Source organism: Salinivibrio sp. ES.052 (genome assembly GCF_900141775.1).
Lineage (GTDB): Bacteria > Pseudomonadota > Gammaproteobacteria > Enterobacterales > Vibrionaceae > Salinivibrio.
In genome coordinates this window covers 886,300-905,124 of sequence record NZ_FSRI01000001.1, presented here as the reverse complement: position 1 = coordinate 905,124, position 18,825 = coordinate 886,300, and the positions used below count along the sequence as shown (strand labels likewise).

Annotated in this window: 15 protein-coding genes and 1 CRISPR repeat array (1 of these 16 only partly in view); of the genes, 9 read left to right on the top strand and 6 right to left on the bottom strand. The window is 49.1% G+C overall.

The features are described 5' to 3' along the window. The first annotated feature begins 46 nt into the window (after nt 1-46). Both BUQ98_RS04190 and rplY read left to right on the top strand, forming a co-directional pair. Nucleotides 47-1,852 (top strand): DNA repair helicase RadD, encoded by a 1,806-nt coding sequence (locus tag BUQ98_RS04190; RefSeq protein ID WP_074212633.1) that lies wholly within the window; start codon nt 47-49, stop codon nt 1,850-1,852. 190 nt (nt 1,853-2,042) lie between these two features. Further along, a complete protein-coding gene (rplY, locus tag BUQ98_RS04185) occupies nt 2,043-2,324 on the top strand; it encodes a 50S ribosomal protein L25 (RefSeq protein ID WP_074212632.1) in 282 nt (93 codons plus the stop codon). An 87-nt stretch (nt 2,325-2,411) separates the two neighbouring features. Here the strand turns inward: rplY and BUQ98_RS04180 are convergent, their stop codons facing one another. From BUQ98_RS04180 to BUQ98_RS04165, 4 genes are all read right to left on the bottom strand, one after another. Then, nucleotides 2,412-3,374 (bottom strand): ion channel, encoded by a 963-nt coding sequence (locus BUQ98_RS04180; protein ID WP_074212631.1) that lies wholly within the window; start codon nt 3,372-3,374, stop codon nt 2,412-2,414. Between the two features lie 88 nt (nt 3,375-3,462). Continuing rightward, nucleotides 3,463-3,747, bottom strand: coding sequence for a DUF1289 domain-containing protein (locus BUQ98_RS04175; protein WP_074212630.1), 285 nt, complete (start codon nt 3,745-3,747; stop codon nt 3,463-3,465). 60 nt (nt 3,748-3,807) lie between these two features. Beyond that, nucleotides 3,808-6,174: a DNA polymerase II gene (locus BUQ98_RS04170; protein ID WP_074212629.1), complete on the bottom strand. Its 2,367-nt coding sequence runs from the start codon at nt 6,172-6,174 to the stop codon at nt 3,808-3,810. A 111-nt stretch (nt 6,175-6,285) separates the two neighbouring features. Further along, nucleotides 6,286-7,164 carry a hypothetical protein gene (locus BUQ98_RS04165; protein ID WP_139294632.1) on the bottom strand — a complete coding sequence of 293 codons (879 nt, stop codon included), beginning with the start codon at nt 7,162-7,164 and terminating at the stop codon, nt 6,286-6,288. 125 nt (nt 7,165-7,289) lie between these two features. On the opposite strand from BUQ98_RS04165, the gene BUQ98_RS04160 reads away from it, so the two are divergent. From BUQ98_RS04160 to BUQ98_RS16760, 3 genes are all read left to right on the top strand, one after another. Beyond that, complete coding sequence (locus tag BUQ98_RS04160) at nt 7,290-7,991, top strand: DUF2786 domain-containing protein (RefSeq protein WP_074212627.1); 702 nt, start codon at nt 7,290-7,292, stop codon at nt 7,989-7,991. 274 nt (nt 7,992-8,265) lie between these two features. Further along, nucleotides 8,266-9,282: an outer membrane beta-barrel protein gene (locus BUQ98_RS04155; protein ID WP_074212626.1), complete on the top strand. Its 1,017-nt coding sequence runs from the start codon at nt 8,266-8,268 to the stop codon at nt 9,280-9,282. Between the two features lie 104 nt (nt 9,283-9,386). Continuing rightward, nucleotides 9,387-10,615 (top strand): IS3 family transposase gene (locus BUQ98_RS16760; protein ID WP_139294610.1). Its coding sequence is split into 2 segments (ribosomal slippage): nt 9,387-9,738 and nt 9,738-10,615, totalling 1,230 coding nucleotides; the frame shifts between segments, so codons are not numbered across the junction. Nucleotides 10,616-10,654: 39 nt separating this feature from the next. Here the strand turns inward: BUQ98_RS16760 and BUQ98_RS04140 are convergent. Continuing rightward, nucleotides 10,655-11,233 (bottom strand): gamma-glutamylcyclotransferase family protein, encoded by a 579-nt coding sequence (locus BUQ98_RS04140; protein WP_074212625.1) that lies wholly within the window; start codon nt 11,231-11,233, stop codon nt 10,655-10,657. A gap of 110 nt (nt 11,234-11,343) precedes the next feature. On the opposite strand from BUQ98_RS04140, the gene BUQ98_RS04135 reads away from it, so the two are divergent. The 4 genes from BUQ98_RS04135 (at nt 11,344) to BUQ98_RS04120 (ending at nt 16,231) form a co-directional block, all read left to right on the top strand. Further along, nucleotides 11,344-12,831, top strand: coding sequence for a carboxypeptidase M32 (locus BUQ98_RS04135; protein WP_074212624.1), 1,488 nt, complete (start codon nt 11,344-11,346; stop codon nt 12,829-12,831). Between the two features lie 190 nt (nt 12,832-13,021). Then, nucleotides 13,022-14,626, top strand: coding sequence for an ABC-F family ATPase (locus BUQ98_RS04130; protein ID WP_074212623.1), 1,605 nt, complete (start codon nt 13,022-13,024; stop codon nt 14,624-14,626). 100 nt (nt 14,627-14,726) lie between these two features. Beyond that, nucleotides 14,727-15,212: a DUF2780 domain-containing protein gene (locus tag BUQ98_RS04125; RefSeq protein ID WP_254813872.1), complete on the top strand. Its 486-nt coding sequence runs from the start codon at nt 14,727-14,729 to the stop codon at nt 15,210-15,212. Between the two features lie 119 nt (nt 15,213-15,331). Further along, nucleotides 15,332-16,231, top strand: coding sequence for a DMT family transporter (locus BUQ98_RS04120; RefSeq protein WP_074212621.1), 900 nt, complete (start codon nt 15,332-15,334; stop codon nt 16,229-16,231). 112 nt (nt 16,232-16,343) lie between these two features. Here BUQ98_RS04120 and BUQ98_RS04115 read toward each other — a convergent pair whose 3' ends face one another. Continuing rightward, on the bottom strand, nt 16,344-18,083 hold the full coding sequence (locus BUQ98_RS04115) for a methyl-accepting chemotaxis protein (protein ID WP_074213577.1): 1,740 nt from the start codon (nt 18,081-18,083) through the stop codon (nt 16,344-16,346). A gap of 370 nt (nt 18,084-18,453) precedes the next feature. Then, nucleotides 18,454-18,825: direct repeats of the CRISPR family, unit length 28 nt; unit sequence TTTCTAAGCTGCCTGTGCGGCAGTGAAC; it runs 1,518 nt beyond the window's last position.

The following is an 18,825-nucleotide window of genomic DNA, read 5'->3' as shown; positions in this document are numbered from 1 at the left end:
AATAAGTCAGTAAACTAAACGGCCTCATTCAGGCCGTTTTTTAACTATGTATACCTTACGCCCCTATCAGTCTGACGCAGTGAAAGCCATTCTCCACTATTTTCGCCGTCATGCCTCACCAGCCGTTGCCGTGTTACCGACAGGCGCGGGTAAAAGCTTGGTGATCGCGGAATTAGCACGTATCGCAAAAGGTCGAGTGCTCGTGCTCGCTCACGTCAAAGAGCTGGTTGAGCAAAATCATGAGAAGTATGAAGGGTATGATCTAACTGGCGGTGTTTTCTCTGCTGGCTTAGGGCGAAAAGAATCGAATGAAAAAGTCGTCTTTGCCTCTGTTCAGTCGGTGGTTCGTCACTTAGAGGCTTTTGCTGATCAGTTCTCATTACTGGTCATTGATGAGTGTCACCGCGTGCCTGATAGCGAAGACAGCAGCTACCGACGTGTTATCCAGCATCTACAAAGGGTCAACCCCGGCCTGAAAGTCTTGGGCTTAACCGCAACGCCTTACCGATTGGGACAAGGCTGGATTTATCAATACCACACCAGCGGTAAAGTCCGTACCACCGAAACCCGCTTTTTCCGCGATTGCGTCTTCGAACTCCCGATAAGTCACCTCTTGGATGAAGGATTTCTCACTCCCGCTCATGTACTCGATGCACCGCTGCTTAGCTACGATTTTTCACAGGTGTCACGCACAGCCAGTGGCTATTATCGCGAGGCCGATCTCGAAAAAGTGGTCGCCAATGCGCCTCGCGCGACACCGCAAATAGTCGAACAAATTGTTGATTATGCAAGAGAGCGACAAGGCGTGATGATTTTCGCGGCCACGGTTAACCATGCGCGGGAGATACTGTATTACTTGCCGAACGAATCATCCGCGCTGATCGTGGGTGATACCCCTAGCGCCGAACGAGATCGTCTCATCAATGCATTTAAACAAAAGGCACTCAAATACTTGGTGAATGTCTCTGTACTGACAACCGGATTTGATGCACCTCATGTCGATCTTATCGCCATCCTACGCCCCACCGAATCGGTGAGCCTCTATCAACAAATTGCCGGGCGTGGTCTTCGCCTCGCGCCAGGAAAGCAAGATTGTTTGATTCTCGACTACGCTGGGAATGTCTACGACTTGTACCAACCAGAAATAGGCATGCCGAAACCTGATAGTGACAGTGAGCTGGTGACAATTCCGTGCCCCGCATGCGGATTTAATAACAGCTTTTGGGGCAAACTTGATGACAATGGCTTCCTGATTGAACACTATGGTCGCCAGTGCCAAGGTTATTTTGAAGACGAGGATAGTGAGCGCGAAATCTGTGGTTATCGCTTTCGCGCCAAATTTTGTGATGAATGCGGGGCCGATAATGACATTGCCGCACGTCGCTGTCACCAATGTGATGCCCCCTTAATTGACCCCGACAAGAAACTTCGCGAGGCACTCAAGCTCAAAGACGCACTCGTGGTCGCTTGTACCGACATGACCCTCACCGCGGGCAAAAACCGATATCAAAAACCACAACTCAAAGTGACCTATCATACTCATGAAGGTAACGATTTACATGAAGTCTGGCCGCTCGTGACTAAAAAGCAGAAACAAGATTTCTTAGCTCGTTTTGTGGGTCCGCACCTCGTTGATCGCCATCGTCCCTTCACGGATACCGCACCGACGAAAGTGACAGCGTCACAGCATCGATTTCGACCGCCCGACTTTGTGATTGCACGCAAACAAGGCCGATTCTGGCACCTACGCCAGAAAATCTTTGATGTGGAGAGCTTTATTAATCAAGACAGGCTGACGGCAATGTTAGCGCAAAGCCGAGGGCAAGCCTTCTCAGAATCCGACGCCTCCTGAAAAGCAAAGATCACACTGTGGGGCAGACAAAGGTAAAAGGTGCGGTGATCGCGGGTTAAGCCACTGTCATACCCGATGATAACGCTTGTTTTAACCGTCAACGAGTGCTACTATCCGCGCTCGTTTTTGGGTACTGAGTTAGGTCGCTACGCTCAGTACTGTTTTTTCACTCTAAAGAGAGTTATTAATTATGTTTAAATTCGAAGCTGAAGTACGTACAGAAAAGGGTAAAGGTGCGAGCCGCCGCCTGCGTCATCAGAAGAAATTCCCTGCGATCGTTTACGGTGGCAACCAAGAGCCAGTATCCGTCGCACTGTACCACCCAGTGGTGGTTAACCAAATGGATAAGCCTGAGTTTTACGAAGGCATCATCCTGGTTATTGATGGCCAAGAAGTAAAAGTGAAGCCACAAGACATCCAACGTCACCCGTTCAAGCCAAAAGTTGAACACATGGACTTCATCCGCATCTAATCGCCTTTGCGATCATGATGACATGAAAAAAGGCGCCTTCTCGGTGCCTTTTTTGTCTCTTGTTTATCATGCTCTCACTGACTGCCTCTACCTTGTCATCTTTTTCACAAACACCACCACAAATAACGCCATCGTAAAGCTCCCCAGAAACGCCTCAAAAGCAGCGATAAAGCGCGCAAATCCAAATGGAGTAATATCGCCATAACCTAAGGTGGTAAACGTCACCACACTAAAATACAGTGCATTAAGCAGTTCATAAAAAATGGCTTCTCCCCCCGTCAGGCCAGGATAAATAGGATTCGCTTGTGTGGTGCCCAGCGCAAAATACGCCAGCGCACAAGATACAATCACCAACACCGAAAAAATGACCACCCGCAACGGGTCTTCACCATACCCACAAAATAAATCGACCGCTTTCGATAATGCGCGCTGAAAGCTAATCTTCGGCATTTGGTAGCGACGAAAACGCATTTCTTTTTTAAAAAAGGACCCCGCCACATCAAACAACCCCTGCTTTTCACATTGCTTGCGAATATTTCGGCATACCTCTTCCGACTCTTGGAACAAAGACTGACGCCGAGACAGATCTTTTTCACGAAACGCTAGTCGCTCTTGCTTGAATTGATCGCCCCATTCGACGTTTTCGAGCCCCGTACGTGCCATATCTGCGCCGAGTAAGTTGCTACCATCAAGCCGCGTGCAATTAAGATTGGCGCGCAGTAGATTCGCTTTCATGAGGGATGCATTGCGTAAATCTAAGCCAAAACAATGGGCTTCGGTCAAATTTGCACGATAGAAATCCGCACCTTGGCACGAGTACCCTTGCTTTTCACCACGATTCACTAGATGAATATCCGTCAAGTCAGTCCGTGCCAATTGAAACCCATCTAACGGCTTACCCGATGCCGCCCAAGCTTCTACCGCGGCTCTTACGTCATGGTTCCGCTTATCGACATTAGGATCATGCCAATAACAAAGACCCGACTCACCCGCTTGCTGATCACATTGCCATCCGTTACACGCTTTAAACACACACAGTTTAACGCTCATTGGCCACCCCCCTACTTTTATTTTAGAAAGGACGTGACAACACGCCAGCGAAAGAGCGATTCAACCAAGGAAGAGGAAACGTGAATAACTAAGACGAAGGGTCGTCGTTTGGGTCATCAAACAGAGAGGGTTGGTAAGGCAGAGGGGTAGCATCCAGGGCGGCTTCTTGCGCTTGTTTTCTTTTTGCGCGCGAAATACGCAAGTAACGTTGATGACAAAGGCGTACGACATTACGTTTTTGCTCGTTAGTGAACGCATACCAGTGAACACGCTCATCGCGGCTGCGAAAGCACCCTTTGCAGTAGCCTTTATTGTTGACCTGACAGATGCCTTTACACGGATTAGGCACCTCGAAAAAATCGAGCTGTTCCACGTCACCCTCCCTGCTGATCCTTTTATTCAAGCGGGTGGTTAACAGAATTGCAAGTTTAGCTTAAAACAACCCTAATTGCGGCAACGCTAAGGTATCAAACTCTTTGCCGATAAAAGGCAAAATACCGTCAGCAATCGGTTTAAGTTGTTTATCAACATAATGCTGATAATCAATCGGACTGCGCAGATAATCGCAGGGCTCTGGGCCATTCACCGTGATCACATACTCTATCCAGCCACCGCGTTGATACTGCTCGGGGCGCCCCAGTTTATGGTTTTCACTTTCTGCTAATCGCGCCGCGCGAACGTGTGGCGGCACATTTTTTTGATACTCCATCAATGGACGGCGAAGCCGTTTGCGATAAACCAATGCATCGTCACGCTCACCTTGATTGGTGCTTTCTACCATTTCGCGAATAAATTCATCTACCTCGTCCCCATCAAATACGCGTTGGTATAGCTGTTTTTGAAAGGTTTGTGCCAACGGGGTCCAGTCAGTACGAACGGTTTCTAACCCTTTAAACACCAGCGTTGATTCGCCAGACTGTCTGTCTACTACGCGGCCGGCGTAACGCTTTTTACTGCCCGTTTCTTGACCCCGAATGGTGGGCATGAGAAAGCGTTGATAATGGGTTTCGTATTCAATTTCTAATGCCGAGTCTAACCCATATGTGTCGCGTAAATGGCTTTGCCACCAGCGATTGATTTCACTCACTAACTGCTGCCCAATACGGTCCGCTTGTTCGCTCGATTGCTCACCGCCCAAGGACACAAACGTCGAGTCCGTATCGCCATATATGACCTCAAAGCCTTGCCCCTCAATCAATTCACGGGTGGTTTTCATGATTTCATGGCCACGCATGGTAATCGACGATGCCAAACGATGATCAAAAAACCGACACCCTTGTGAGCCCAGCACCCCATAAAAGGAATTCATAATGATTTTTATCGCTTGTGAAAAGGCTTTTTCTCCGGCTTTTTTTGCTCGATCACGCGCTTGCCATAAATCGTCAATCAAGGCGGGAAGATAATGTTTTTCACGATGAAAGACACCACCGCGAAAGCCAGGTACCGTCTTGGCCTCTTCACCGGCTTCTTGTGCTTTAAGCCCCTCAATAAGCCCCAAGGGATCGATAAGGAAGGTGCGGATAATAGAGGGATACAGTGATTTGAAGTCCAAGACCAACACCGAGTGGTACAACCCAGGCTTTGAGTCCATCACATAACCGCCGGGGCTTGCGATCCACCCTTCACTGGCAAGATTAGGCGCCACATACCCCGAACGATGCAAGCGCGGTAAAAATAAGTTGGTAAAGGCCGCCACCGAGCCCCCGATACGGTCAAGCTCTACCCCGGTTAACCGCGAGCGTTCAATAAGAAAATCGAGTAAGTGAGTGTGATCAAATATACGGTTTACCAAAACGCAGTCTTGTAAGTTGTAGGTGGCCAGTGCGACTTTGTCATGATGAAACATCCGATTGATGGAGGCCATACGATCATGAGGGTTATCAATCGCTTTTCCCTCTCCCAATAACGTTTGTGCGACCGCCTCTAAAGCCCATGAGCGAAAACCGTAGGTCGCTGTTTTTAGCGCCTCGATACCATCAATCACTACACGCCCAGACAAACTGATAAATCCTGGTTTATTACTCCCTCCTTCACGCCAAAAAGCGCGCTCACCGCCACGGCCAAGGCGAAGATCGCGTTGATAGATTTGTGCGCGTTTCACCAACAAGCGAAAGTCAAAATCAATCACATTCCAACCCACCACAACATCAGGATCGTAATAGGCGAACCATCTTTCTAACGCCCCCAACAACGCCGCCTCGTCGTTGACCCATTCTATCCAATCAGGCGCGTTATCTTGAGGCGCGCCCACCATGATCACGCGGCTGTCTTTTTCACTGTCTAGCCCCACCGAATAAAGCTGCCCTTTTTGTGAGCATTCAATATCCAAAGAGACATGGTGTAATGCCGGGGTGTAATCGGCTTGTTTGGCTTTGCCTTGTGTTACTTCTAGGTAGCCTTGGCGTTGACGTGCTTGACCGGTGAACAACAAGCTGCCACAAATGTACCGTTCCATTAAATAACGGTCGGCAAGGCGAATATCTCCTTCATACAAAGGGATGGCAGCCCCGCTTATCACCCTCTGTCCTTCTTGCGCGCGTTTCACACTGCTAAAATAGCAAGCCGCCATGGGCGTGTGCTGAAAGGTAGAGAGCGACACCGCTTTGCAGTGCGCGAGAGGATCCACCGTGGGTAATAAGGTATCCACGCGGGCTTTTTCTTCCAAGGGAACAAAGAACACACTTTGCTGATCGTCGATACAAAGTTTGACAGGGCCATCTGGGGTTGAAAGCCATAAAATAATGGTAGAGCCATGGCTGCGATCACGCTGCTGGCGCGTGATCACAAACCCTTGCTGCATATAGGGAGCCGTAGACAAACTCACAGGCGTTATCGACATTTGAGGCAGTGTATCATTGTGTCAGTGTAACAAACTCCACTAACTACTGTATAGATAAACAGCCTTAATACCTTAGCCCGATGATCCCGGCGAGCTTGACCCGTTTGCGCCCCCAATCACCAACACACCCACTATCACGACCACCGCTGCACTGGTTAAGCGCATATTCATCATGCTGCTTTGATCCCAGGCGACCCAGCCAATGAGGACAACTAAAATCACAACCCATACCATTTTTTGCCATAGCAGGTGATATAACCGGGGCACTTCGCGCCAAAACACAACACTCCCCACCACAAATAGACTACCGGCGAGCATCGCTAACCCGCCCCCCCATACTGATATATGTAAACCGGGCAAGGTAAAAATCAGCAACGGCATCACCAATAAAAGGCTTAATCGCAAACTGGACATAAACAAAAACCCCGCGTACGAAGCATCTTGTTGTAACTGATGCCAATAAGTTGCCCATGCACTCGCGCTGATCACCCCCAGTAAAACACCGACAGTGTTAGGCGCGTACATACCTGGAGCCAATAAATAACCAATACCAGCGAAGATCATCATTACTCCAGCCCACTGCCAGATTTGACGATATGGCGCCGCGATCAGACCTAAAACACCTTGTACACCCGCAATCATCACTAGGGCTAACGTGCCTATGTCAAGCAACCGAGAGGCAAAAACGGCACTTGCTATGGTTAAAAAAGCCAACCCAGCTAATCGCCACGTGATCATTGGCTCAGCTTGCCTCCCCACAACAGAGTTTCTTGTGTGTTCTCCCCGACGTACATCATAAATGAACCATGCAATTATAGCGGCAGACAGCAACCACAACCCAATATAACTCGCAGGGTCAATTTGCTGGCTGATAACACGACGCCCTATATCGGCATTCGCCACCACAGCCAACACCACGAAAGCAATGCCCACAATACTCACCCTCTTCATTCACGCTTAACCTCATCGATCATTCCTTTGTAGCTAGACCGTTGTTTGCCATCAATGCTTTCAACCCTTTGTTGTATCTTGCGGACGCGATACAATGTGAGTTTGTTCGTTATCGGGAAGTATGCATGTCAGATCCGAAAAGCAAAGCGCTCAAAAAAATTGCTAAGTGCCTTGAACTCAGCAATTCCGCCAATGTGAATGAAGCGGCGCAAGCGATAAAAATGGCCGAGCGACTGATGCGTAAGCATGGTCTGGATCAAGACGACATTGACTTCATCAGCATGGGCAAAACGCGCTCAGAAAAGCTGCTGCCCGCTTCGATTGGCCAGTCGATCTTAAAAATCATTCGCGGGATCAATAGCCGATTCGGGGTGGAGTGCGTGCTCGTCAATCACAAGGGGCTAAAACAGGCAGAGTTTATTGGTGATGCAGACCGCGCCATCTTTGCCGCCTTTGCCTTCGATGTGGTCTATCGTGATATGAATGAACATATCGGCCAGTTTCGCAATAGCTTTGCAGGCACAGGTACCAGTACGCAAGAGGTGACGCGACGCGTACAGTCATTTACCACCGGCTGGCTTGAAGGCGCATTAGATAAGCTACCACAGCTCGATGCACGTGATAGCGATGACAAAATCAAAAGCTATATTGATAAAGAGTTCGCCAATATTGATCGCGAGACCTTTAAGCAACAACTGAGAGAGGCAATGGCGGCCATGACCGATGATTACGAGCGTGGGATGAAAAAGGGCCGTGAAATCTCGGTTAGTCGTCCCGTGAGTGGCCAAGGCCCACAAAAGCGCCTTACGGACGCCTACAAGTCTTAACAGCAGCGCATTATTGGCCGGATTTTGTCCGGCCTTTGTCAGCCCTTTCCCAGTAATAAGACACTTGTGTCAAACCGCGTCAAATCAAGGTTAAATCCCTTTTCCCCTGTTGAGTTACACTACGCAGACGTCTAGCCTAGGATCTGTGTCACGTTATAAGTGGCTGAACGACCCTGTCCGCTGGCAGTTCAGTTGCCATGAACTAATGTGAGCCTATAACAAGCATGAAATGCGTAAAAAAGATTCTTCATATCCTTACTGAGGAGACAGTGGCATGAAAAAGATCGTGACAAGCCTAGGTTTATTAATGGCGGTAGCACCCACCGCTTATGCACAACAAGACAGTGGCCTGTACATGGGTGGCCGCATTGGCCCTTCATTTTTAGAAGACAGTTGTGTGAGTGACACCAATTGCGGAGACTCAGAACTCGGTGCCGGTATTATCACCGGTTATGATTTCAACGATTGGTTTGCACTCGAAGGCACCTATGATTACTTAGGCCGCTTTGATACCGCGTTTGATCAATCAGGCACGACTGTCGGTGCCTCTGGCGATCTGACCGCACTCACACTCGCGCCCAAGTTTTCTTATCACTTCAAACCCGATACGGCGCTTTACGGTAAGCTTGGCGGTGCCATGTGGGACTTCAATAGCAACGCCGGCGATCGTGACGATGTATCGCTAATGGGGGCGTTAGGTGTTGATCACCAAGCGACGGAAAAACTCAATGTTCGTCTTGAATATCAGCACATCAATGACATGGATGATGGCTACTTCTCAAGTGTCGACAACAATTTGGTCACCGTCGGCATGACGTATCACTTCGGTCGCACCGATAACGAGCCGATGTCAGAGCCGATGGTTGAAGAGCCAATGATGGAAGAACCGGCACCAGAGCCACAACCCGTGGTTGAGCCACAATCGATCGTGCTGTCAGAGGCCGGCGAAACCGAAATGTTTGGTTTTGACAAAGCCACGCTGTCCGAGCCAGCCGTCGCCTCATTACAGCCCTTGGTTGATCGCTTACTACGCCATGAAGAAGCCACAGCAACGATTGTTGGCCATACCGACAGCAAAGGCCCAGCGGCTTACAACCAAACACTCTCAGAGGAACGCGCACAAGTGGTCGCGGATGTCTTCTTAGATGCGGGTATCGATGCCGAGCGTTTAACCGTTATGGGTAAAGGTGAATCATCACCCATCGCTAGTAACGAGACGATACAAGGCCGCGCGCAAAACCGCCGCGTTGAGGTAACCTCGCCCGAAATCGTGTACGTGGAAGTGAACTAAATCGACGCGATGGGTTAAAACCACAAAAGGCCACCGTAAAACGGTGGCCTTTTCTATGAATCATGTCCCGTCCTGAAATACGTTGACATAAAGAGGACTTCTTTATGACAACATCAAGTAATTCAAGCCGTAAGCGCACGCAACGTGATTACACCTTAGCCTTTAAATTAGGCGTTGTAGAGCGTGTTGAAAAAGGCGAAATGACGTACAAACAAGCTCAAGCCCGTTTTGGCATTCAGGGCCGCTCAACGGTACTCGTCTGGCTCAGAAAACATGGTAGACTCGATTGGTCGAAGCCATTTCAGCATCCCCTTATGCCACATTCAAAAGAAACCCCATCCGAAACTATCAAGCGCCTTGAGCGTGAGTTAGCCGAAGAGAAACTGCGTAACCAAATCCTCAATGGTATGGTCGATATCATGGACAATGAGTACGGAGCCGGCCTCAGAAAAAAGTACTTATCCGGTACATCTGGCAAGCCAAAGCCAAAAGTAAAATAAAGTTAGCGGCGGCATGTCGTGCCACAGGCATTTCTCGGCAAGGTGTCTATCAAGCCGTTGCTCGAATGGAAAGCCGAAGAGCTGAACTATCAATCATCAGAGACTGGGTCCAATACTGGCGTAAGTATATGCCGAGGTTAGGGGCGCGTAAGCTCTACGCGTTGGTAAAGCCCAAGCTAGTTGAACACGAAATTAAGCTAGGGCGAGACGGGTTTTTTAGCTATCTGAGAAGCGAAGGCTTACTGGTTAAACCCAAGAAAAGCTACACAAAAACTACGTGTAGTAAGCACTGGATGAAGAAGCATCCTAACCTGCTAAAAGAAGACGGACTGCATGATGCTGCGCATGTACTGGTCAGCGACATCACTTATGTTGAATCAGACCAAGGTGTGCACTATCTGTCACTGGTGACCGATGCCAACTCACGCAAGATAGTGGGTCATCACGTTAGCGAAGATATGAAAGTCGACAATGTAGTGAAAGCGCTGAAAATGGCCGTCAAAGATAAGCGCTATATCGGCAATGCGGTACATCACTCAGACCGAGGTTCGCAATACTGCTCAGCCGTTTATCAGAGTGCGCTACAGGAGAGTCAAATCCAGCCGTCGATGACGGATGGTTATGATTGCTACCAAAACGCGTTAGCGGAAAGAGTCAATGGCATACTGAAGCATGAGTTTTTACTGTACCGGTGTAAGACACTGACAGAGCTTAAAATACTGGTAAAAGAATCGATAGCGATATACAACGAAATGAGACCGCACCTAAGTTTAAGTATGGCAACCCCCAATCAGGTGCATAATAAAAAAGGCCAGCTACTGGAGCTGGCCTAAAAACTGTCAACCTATATTAGGACGGGACATCACAATGAATCATTGATTAGCCGCGGGAGCGGCAAAGCCTTGCAAATGGGCTTGCATCAAACGATCAATTTCGATTCTGTCTTGATCACTCACGCCCGCCACCCGTGGATATCTTGGCGCTGAGCGGTCATTGTGATAGGCGCTTTCCCACCCCTGAGTGGTGGTTAAAAAGGCGCGAGCAAAGTCCGTTGAATAGCGTAGACATCCTGCCATGACTGTATCCACATAAGATTGCGCAATGGGTTTGTCTACATCAGGGGCACGTTGTCTATCTGCGACGTAAACGAACACGGGACCATCAAGGGCAACGTCTTCAGGCAAAGCTATATTTGATTCGGCTAACTGTAAACGCTGATAACCCGCCTCACGGCGATCAAAATCGGGCAGTGACTCTGGGTTGATGCTCACCAACACCCCATTGCACTCTCCCTCGCCCTCTAGCACCACCAGAGGCGAAATAAACGCCTCACTGACATTGCTCCAGTGACGGCTTAACCCTGTCACGGTGACCGGACACGCCCACCCTGACTCGCCGGTCAGTGCCCGTGAGGCCGGATTCATTAAACTTCCGTATCCAAATAGATACATGACGTTGCATACTCCTTCATTGCATTAGTTAGCAGAACCTAATGGGCTGCCTTGCTTTTCTCACTCAAATTGCCAGAATATCCGGCAGTGTTGTCAACAAGGAAGTGATAATGGAACCACTCGATAAGCTGGAAGCACATTTTAAGCGCCTGTCACATTTTCAGCACCTTGCCGCAATCTGTGGTTGGGATCAAGCCACCATGATGCCGGATGGCGGCAACAACGCCCGTGCCGATGCCATGGCAGAACTCGCCCTTTACTGTCACCAACAACTGACCCAACCTGAGCTGGGTGATTGGTTTGCGGACGTGGACTCAAAGTCCTCGTCACTGACAACGACGCAACACGCCAGTTTAGAAGAGATGAAGCGCGAGTGGCGAAAGGCCAGCGTGTTACCCGATACCCTAGTCAAAGCCAAATCCTTAGCGGGGGCCAAATGCGAGCATGCTTGGCGACAGCAGCGCCAAGAAAACGACTGGCAAGGCTTCGCCAAAAACTTAAAAGAAGTGGTCGCCCTCGCGCGCGAAGAAGCTCATATTCGCGCCGACGAAAAACTGTGTAGCCCGTATGATGCCTTGCTTGATTTATATGAGCCGGGAATGACTACTGAGCGTATCGATGACGTGTTTGGTGCATTAAAACAATGGCTACCGGAGACCATTCAAGCGGTGGTCGATAAGCAAACCAAGCAGTCAATCATCACGCCTAATGGCCCCTTCCCTCAAGCCCAACAAAAGGCGTTAGGCGAGCAAATCATGAAGCAGCTTGGGTTTAGCTTTGCCCATGGTCGGCTCGATATCAGCACGCATCCATTTTGTGGCGGCGTGCCGACTGATGTGCGCATTACCACCCGCTATGATGAGCAAGACTTTACTTCGGCATTAATGGGCGTGATCCACGAAACCGGCCATGCACGCTATCAACAGGGGCTGCCTGAAGCACTTGCAGATTTACCCGTTGGTCAGGCGCGCTCAATGGGGGTGCATGAAAGCCAAAGCTTGTTCTTTGAAATGCAACTCGCTCGTAGTGCATCCTTCGCCACATTAATCTGTCAGCAAGCCAAACAAGCCTTTAACCGCCAAGACGATCCCGCGTTTCAGGTCGAAAACCTCCACCGCGTGCTCACTCAGGTATCACCTGGCTATATCCGCGTCGATGCCGACGAAGTCACTTATCCCGCGCACATTATGCTGCGTTACGACATTGAGCGCGATCTTATCAGTGGCAAAATGGACGTTGACCATATCCCTGAGCGCTGGGACACTGAAATGCAGCAGTACCTTGGGCTGAGCACTGCTGGCGACTTTAAAAACGGCTGCATGCAAGATATCCACTGGACTGATGGCAGCTTTGGCTACTTCCCTACCTATACCTTGGGTGCCCTCTATGCCGCGCAGTTGATGCAAACCATGCGTCAGCAACTGGATGTGGACGGCATTATCGCCAGCGGCAACCTGTCACCGATTTTTGATTGGCTGTCCCAACATATCTGGCAACGCGCCAGCACCACCTCAACCGATAACCTACTCAAAGATGCCACCGGCGAAACCCTCAACCCCGCCCACTTTCGCGAGTATATTCAAGGGCGGTATTTGTAAGCTCACAGCATCCCCAAGGCCAGCATCGCTGGCCTTGGTTTATTCAGGTTAATCTGTTAATTCCATCACACTTCTGTACAATGCCCGCTCAGTCATATTTATCTTTACACTTTCTTCTCTTGGCCGTGAGTCAGTTGCTTTGTTGGCATGACTACGCGCCCTGGTTGAGCACATTCGCTAGGAACGTCTTTTGATTTCAATCGCCAATATCACCATGCAGTTTGGTGCCGAGCCGCTATTCGAAAACATCTCTGCCAAATTTGGTAACGGTAACCGCTACGGATTGATCGGAGCCAACGGCTGTGGCAAATCCACGTTGATGAAAATCATGAGTGGCGCGCTCACTCCGACCGCAGGCAATGTGTCTATTACTCCTGGGCAAACCTTGGGTGAACTCAGCCAAGACCAATTTGCCTACGAGCAATATTCAGTGATTGATGCTGTAATGATGGGCGATCGCAAACTGTGGGAAATCAAACAAGAACGTGAGCGCATTTATTCTCTGCCAGAAATGAGCGAAGAAGACGGCATGGCCGTGGCTGAACTAGAAAGCCAGTTCGCCGAAATGGACGGTTACACCGCCGAGAGCCGCGCGGGCGATATTCTGCTACAAGCGGGTATTGCCGAAGAGCTGCACTTTGGCCTGATGTCGCAAGTCGCGCCGGGCTGGAAATTACGGGTGCTGCTTGCCCAAGCCCTGTTTGCGAACCCTGATATTTTGCTGTTGGACGAGCCGACCAACAACTTGGATATTCATACCATCAACTGGTTGGCCGGTGAGCTGCAACAGCGTCAGTGCACCATGATTATTATTTCGCACGATCGCCACTTCCTCAACGCCACGTGCACACACATGGCCGACATCGACTTTGGGGAGCTGCGTGTGTATCCGGGCAACTATGATGACTTTGTCGCGGCGTCCAGCTTGGCTCGCGAGCAATTGCTGTCGAGTAACGCCAAAAAAGAAGCCGAGCTCAGTGAGCTGCAAGACTTTGTTAACCGTTTTGGGGCCAATGCCTCCAAAGCCAAACAGGCCAGCTCTCGTGCGAAACGCATGGAAAAAATCCAACTTGATGAAGTCAAAGCATCTAGCCGTGTGCATCCTTACATCCAATTTACGGAAAGCAAAAAGCTGCATCGCCAAGCCGTCGAATTACGCGAAGTTGGCCATACCTTTGACGAGGCACCTTTATTTAAAAATGGTCACTTTTTGCTTGAAGCCGGATCGCGCCTGGCGATCATTGGCGAAAACGGTGTGGGTAAAACGACGCTGCTCCGTTGTTTAGTAAGCGAGCTTGAGCAAAGTGAAGGCACGATCAAATGGTCAGAAAACGCCGCAATTGGTTACTGTGCACAAGACAACAGTGCCGAGTTTGATAACGATCTCACCGTATTTGAGTGGATGTCTCAGTGGCGCACCGCCAAGCATGATGATTTGATTGTTCGTGGCATTTTGGGTCGTCTTCTGTTCTCAGCGGATGATGTGAACAAAAAAGCCAAAAGCTGCTCAGGGGGCGAGAAAAACCGCCTGATGTTCGGCAAGCTGATGATGCAAGATATCAATGTGATTGTGATGGACGAACCGACCAACCACATGGATATGGAAGCGATTGAGTCACTCAATAAAGGGCTAGAACAATTCCCTGGCACCTTAATTTTTGTCAGCCACGACCGTGAATTTGTTTCCTCATTAGCGACCGACATTATTGAGATCAAAGACCAACAGTTGATCCACTTTAACGGCAGTTACGATGAGTACCTCGCTCACTTAGACAAAGTCCGTGCCGTGGCTTAATCCTGAGACTCTATAAAGCTTTGCCGCTGAGAAGCTTTCTTTCAGCGGCAATCCTCGCTATACCTAGATCACGGTTTTCTTTTTTGCTTAATGGATGATCATGATGAAATACACGGCGACACTTCTCACCCTCTCAAGCCTTCTTTTCGCAACCCCAAGCTACGCACTGTTCGGCCAGGGCGATAAAACCACTGATGTGATGACGCAAATGGCGACCCAATTCGCGGATGACCAAGCCAGTCAGTCTCCCCTTGTCCAGTCAATTACCGACCAAGTGGATGTAAGCTCAACGCAAGCCGCCGGTGGCGCCAGTGCGTTGTTAGCCATGGCAGCCAATAACCTCACCGGTAACAACCAACAAGAACTTGCCAGTCTCCGTCCCGATTTAAGTTCACTGTCTTCATTACTCGGTGACAGTGGTCTCGGTGATAACATCAGCTCACTCAGCAGCCTGTATAGCGTGGCTGAAAAGCTGGGGATTGATGCGGCAACCTTGCAGCAATTTGTGCCGGTTGTGCTTGATTACCTTGGTCAACAAGGTGCCAGCCAAGGGTTGCTCAGTTCCCTTACCCAACTTTGGCCCTAACCTCACACTCGCTTTCCACACGCGGCCTTGAGGGTCGCGTGTTTATTTAGCAAAGCCTCAAGCAAAAAGTACCGAGACGCGTTATCATAACCGCCTTGTTGTTCTAAGCCCGTTTAATTATGCCTGCCTTCTCTATGTCTTCTATCCCGATAGGGATCCGCTATATGCTGCTCTCCGCACTCGGGTTCGCGCTCATGTCGGCCTGTGTAAAATACGTGAGCCTCAACGGCATCCCTGTGTTTGAGATTGTGGCATCGCGAGCCTTGGTCTCGCTAATCATTAGCTACACCGATGTCAGACGCAAAGGCCTATCGCCTTGGGGCAACAACAAACCGCTACTTTTATTGCGCGGTGTGTTGGGAACTATGGCATTAATGTGTGTGTATTATGCGGTAACGACACTGCCACTCGCCGAAGCCACCGTGTTGCAATACACCCACCCAGTATTTACCGCCATCCTAGGGCTCGTGCTGCTCAAAGAGCGTTTACAAGGGGCGACGTTAGTGTGTATCGCTCTGTGTTTAACCGGGCTCTATATCATGGTGCAACCTAACCTCAATGCATCCATTGACGATGCGCTTCCTACCTTTAGCGTAGTAGTGGCGTTAATGGGCGCATTCGGCAGCTCGATTGCCTATGTGATTGTGCGCAAACTCAGTCGCACCGAAGATAGCTCAGTGATCATCTTGTATTTCCCGATGATCGCCTTACCGGTTTCCACCGTGCTGATGTGGCCGTCTTTTGTACTGCCCAGCCTGTCACTGACCTTGCTGTTGGTGTTAGTCGGCGTCTTCACCCAAGTTGGCCAATACGGCTTAACTAAAGCGATGCAAACCCAACAAGCGGGACAAGCCTCCGCCTACGCCTATATTCAAATCGTGTTCTCGACATTAATTGGGGTATGGATATTTAACGAAGTGCCCTCGATCTGGACATATATCGGTGGCGGGTTGATTGTCTCTGGCGCATTGTTCAATGCAATGGGGCATCGCCTCTTTAGAAGACGCGCGAGTGTTTAGTTTCGCGCCCGCTTAGAAATCAGATGACCGTGAGAGCGCGCTCTAAATAGACACCCACTCCCTCGGGGTGAATGGCTGCTTGCCTGACCCAGGCAAGCAGCCCAAAGTGCGGCTATTCCGTGCGAATATGTCGAATAGCGCCACTGAGCGAGTCAACATTCTCTTTCAAGTTAGAGACAATCGGGCCTAATTGCTCAATCGCCTCATTCATGTCACTCGACAAGTTCTTTATATTCGATAAGTTGCCAGAAATTTCGTCACTGACAGACAGCTGCTCTTCGGTCGCTGAGGCAATCGAGGTATTGAGGCGATGTATTTCTATTGCCGACTCTTTGATTGTCCCCAAGGCGTCGTTCGCCGTGGTCATATTCTCACGCGTGGATGAGATCTTTTCAGCATTGATACGAATAGTTTGTGTCGACTGCTCGGCTTTACCTTGCAGACCACCGATCATTTCCTCTATTTCGCCAGCCGACTTTTGCGTGCGCTGTGCGAGTGATCTAACTTCATCCGCCACCACCGCAAAGCCGCGGCCTTGGTCACCTGCACGTGCCGCCTCAATAGCCGCATTAAGGGCCAACAAGTTTGTTTGCTCAGCGATGTCTTTAATCACGTCCAAAACATTACCAACATTGGTCGATTCATCAGCCAATTCTTGAATGACTTCCGAGGTTTTCTTGAACTCCGTCTCCAAGCTACCGAATTCTAGCATTGTTTTGTCAAACACCTCTTTACTCGAACCAGTTTCTTGCTCGGTATTGCCCGCATATTTTTCCGCCATCGACGTATTTTCCGCGACCGTTGATAATGCAGATGTCATTTCTTCCATCGCGGTCGCAGCCATTTCCAATTCCTGATTCTGCTGGCTCGACACCTTAGCGTTTTTATCCGTGATGTTCACCAAGCTATCTGTGATCTGGGAAATCATATGGTTAACAGTATTGATTTTTTCAATGGTCGACGAATAGCTAGTGATAACTTTATTTACCGTGCTACCAATCGTGCCAATTTCATTATTTTTACTATCATCAACACGCAACGTTAGATCTGAGTTGTCATCAACGCTTTTAAGGGTAGATGCCATTCTATCAATGGGGTTAACAACATTACGCTTGGTGACCACATAACCCAGTACAGCAATCACAACCACAACGGCCAACGAAATATTGCCAATGAGAACGGTTTTTTTCACGCTAGCCGCCGCCTGATTAAATTGCGCATTGGTTCGCGTTTCCAATGCCACAAAAAAACGCTCGATAGGCTTCATGATCTTTGCTTTTTCTTGGTGATATTGTGGGCTGTGTAACAAGTCGATCGCCATTTGCCTATCTGGCTCGCCACGGACGGTATAGTTACCGCTACTGTCCGGATAAAGCCCTTTGACCGCATTCATGGCTTTCACTTCCATATTCACCAATCCATCAGAGTTAGCCTGGGCTTTTTTAAGAAAATCAAACTCTTTCTCCGTAAAACCAAGCGCCTGCATACGCTGGTTTAACGCGATTTTCTCTCCATCAGGTTTTGGCTTTTGTCCATAATCTAATACTAAATCCCAATAAATGGTGTGATAATCTTCAGGGCGAGGTTTCTCTCCGTTGCGAATAGCGAGGATATCCATGTACATCTTTTCGTACTTTTCATCTCCCGTCACCACATACGTTCTACCCAAACGGGTTAAATCATCAGAGCTTTGCCTTAATTCATCGGCAGTTTGATACGATTCATATCGCACCTGAGCCATTTCATCGACTTTATTCATCAGGCCGTTGAGTTGAATAATAGTTATAAAACTAACAACAATCCCTGCACCAATAATAAAGAACACTAACTTCATGGTGTTATTGATATTCATACCCAACTCCTGCCACTCAACAACAGACAACATCAACCAAAATGCCGCTACCGTTTGATCGTAGAATAGATTCTCGCCATCAATTAAAAAAAGCTGGACAGGAAAAGTCTCGATATCAATTAGTTTTTGATTACTCAATAGAAATAAACGCAACGATTAATGTATAACCATAAAGTTAAGTGACTCAGAGAGTCATTAATCTAGTCATTTTAATGAAAAAGCCAGACAGGCAGCATCGCCAATGGCACCACCGACGTTAAAGTTCACGTAGGTCGGACAAGCGCCAGTATGATGTCAACCATCTATTAGCCAAGCGGACTGCGCGCCCGTTGGCTATGTCCCCTCTCCAACATAGTGCTGGGGCTTGTGTCATCGTCGTTGCCTATGCGGCAGTGAACTCTCACGGGGCACAGTAGTAGGTTCACACAGTTTTCTAAGCTGCCTGTGCGGCAGTGAACAAGTCCAAGCAGCTCAAAGATCGCCATGTTCATTTCTAAGCTGCCTATGCGGCAGTGAACACGCTGGATACGCGTATCGAACGTAAGAGAAGTTTCTAAGCTGCCTATGCGGCAGTGAACCGCGATGAATTTGCTACGCAATGCCACGTTTTTTTCTAAGCTGCCTATGCGGCAGTGAACCCACTGCGCTCACTGACGTCCTCGCCGTGTATTTTCTAAGCTGCCTGTGCGGCAGTGAACGTCATGTTCGGTGAGCTGATCCAGAGTGTTAATTTCTAAGCTGC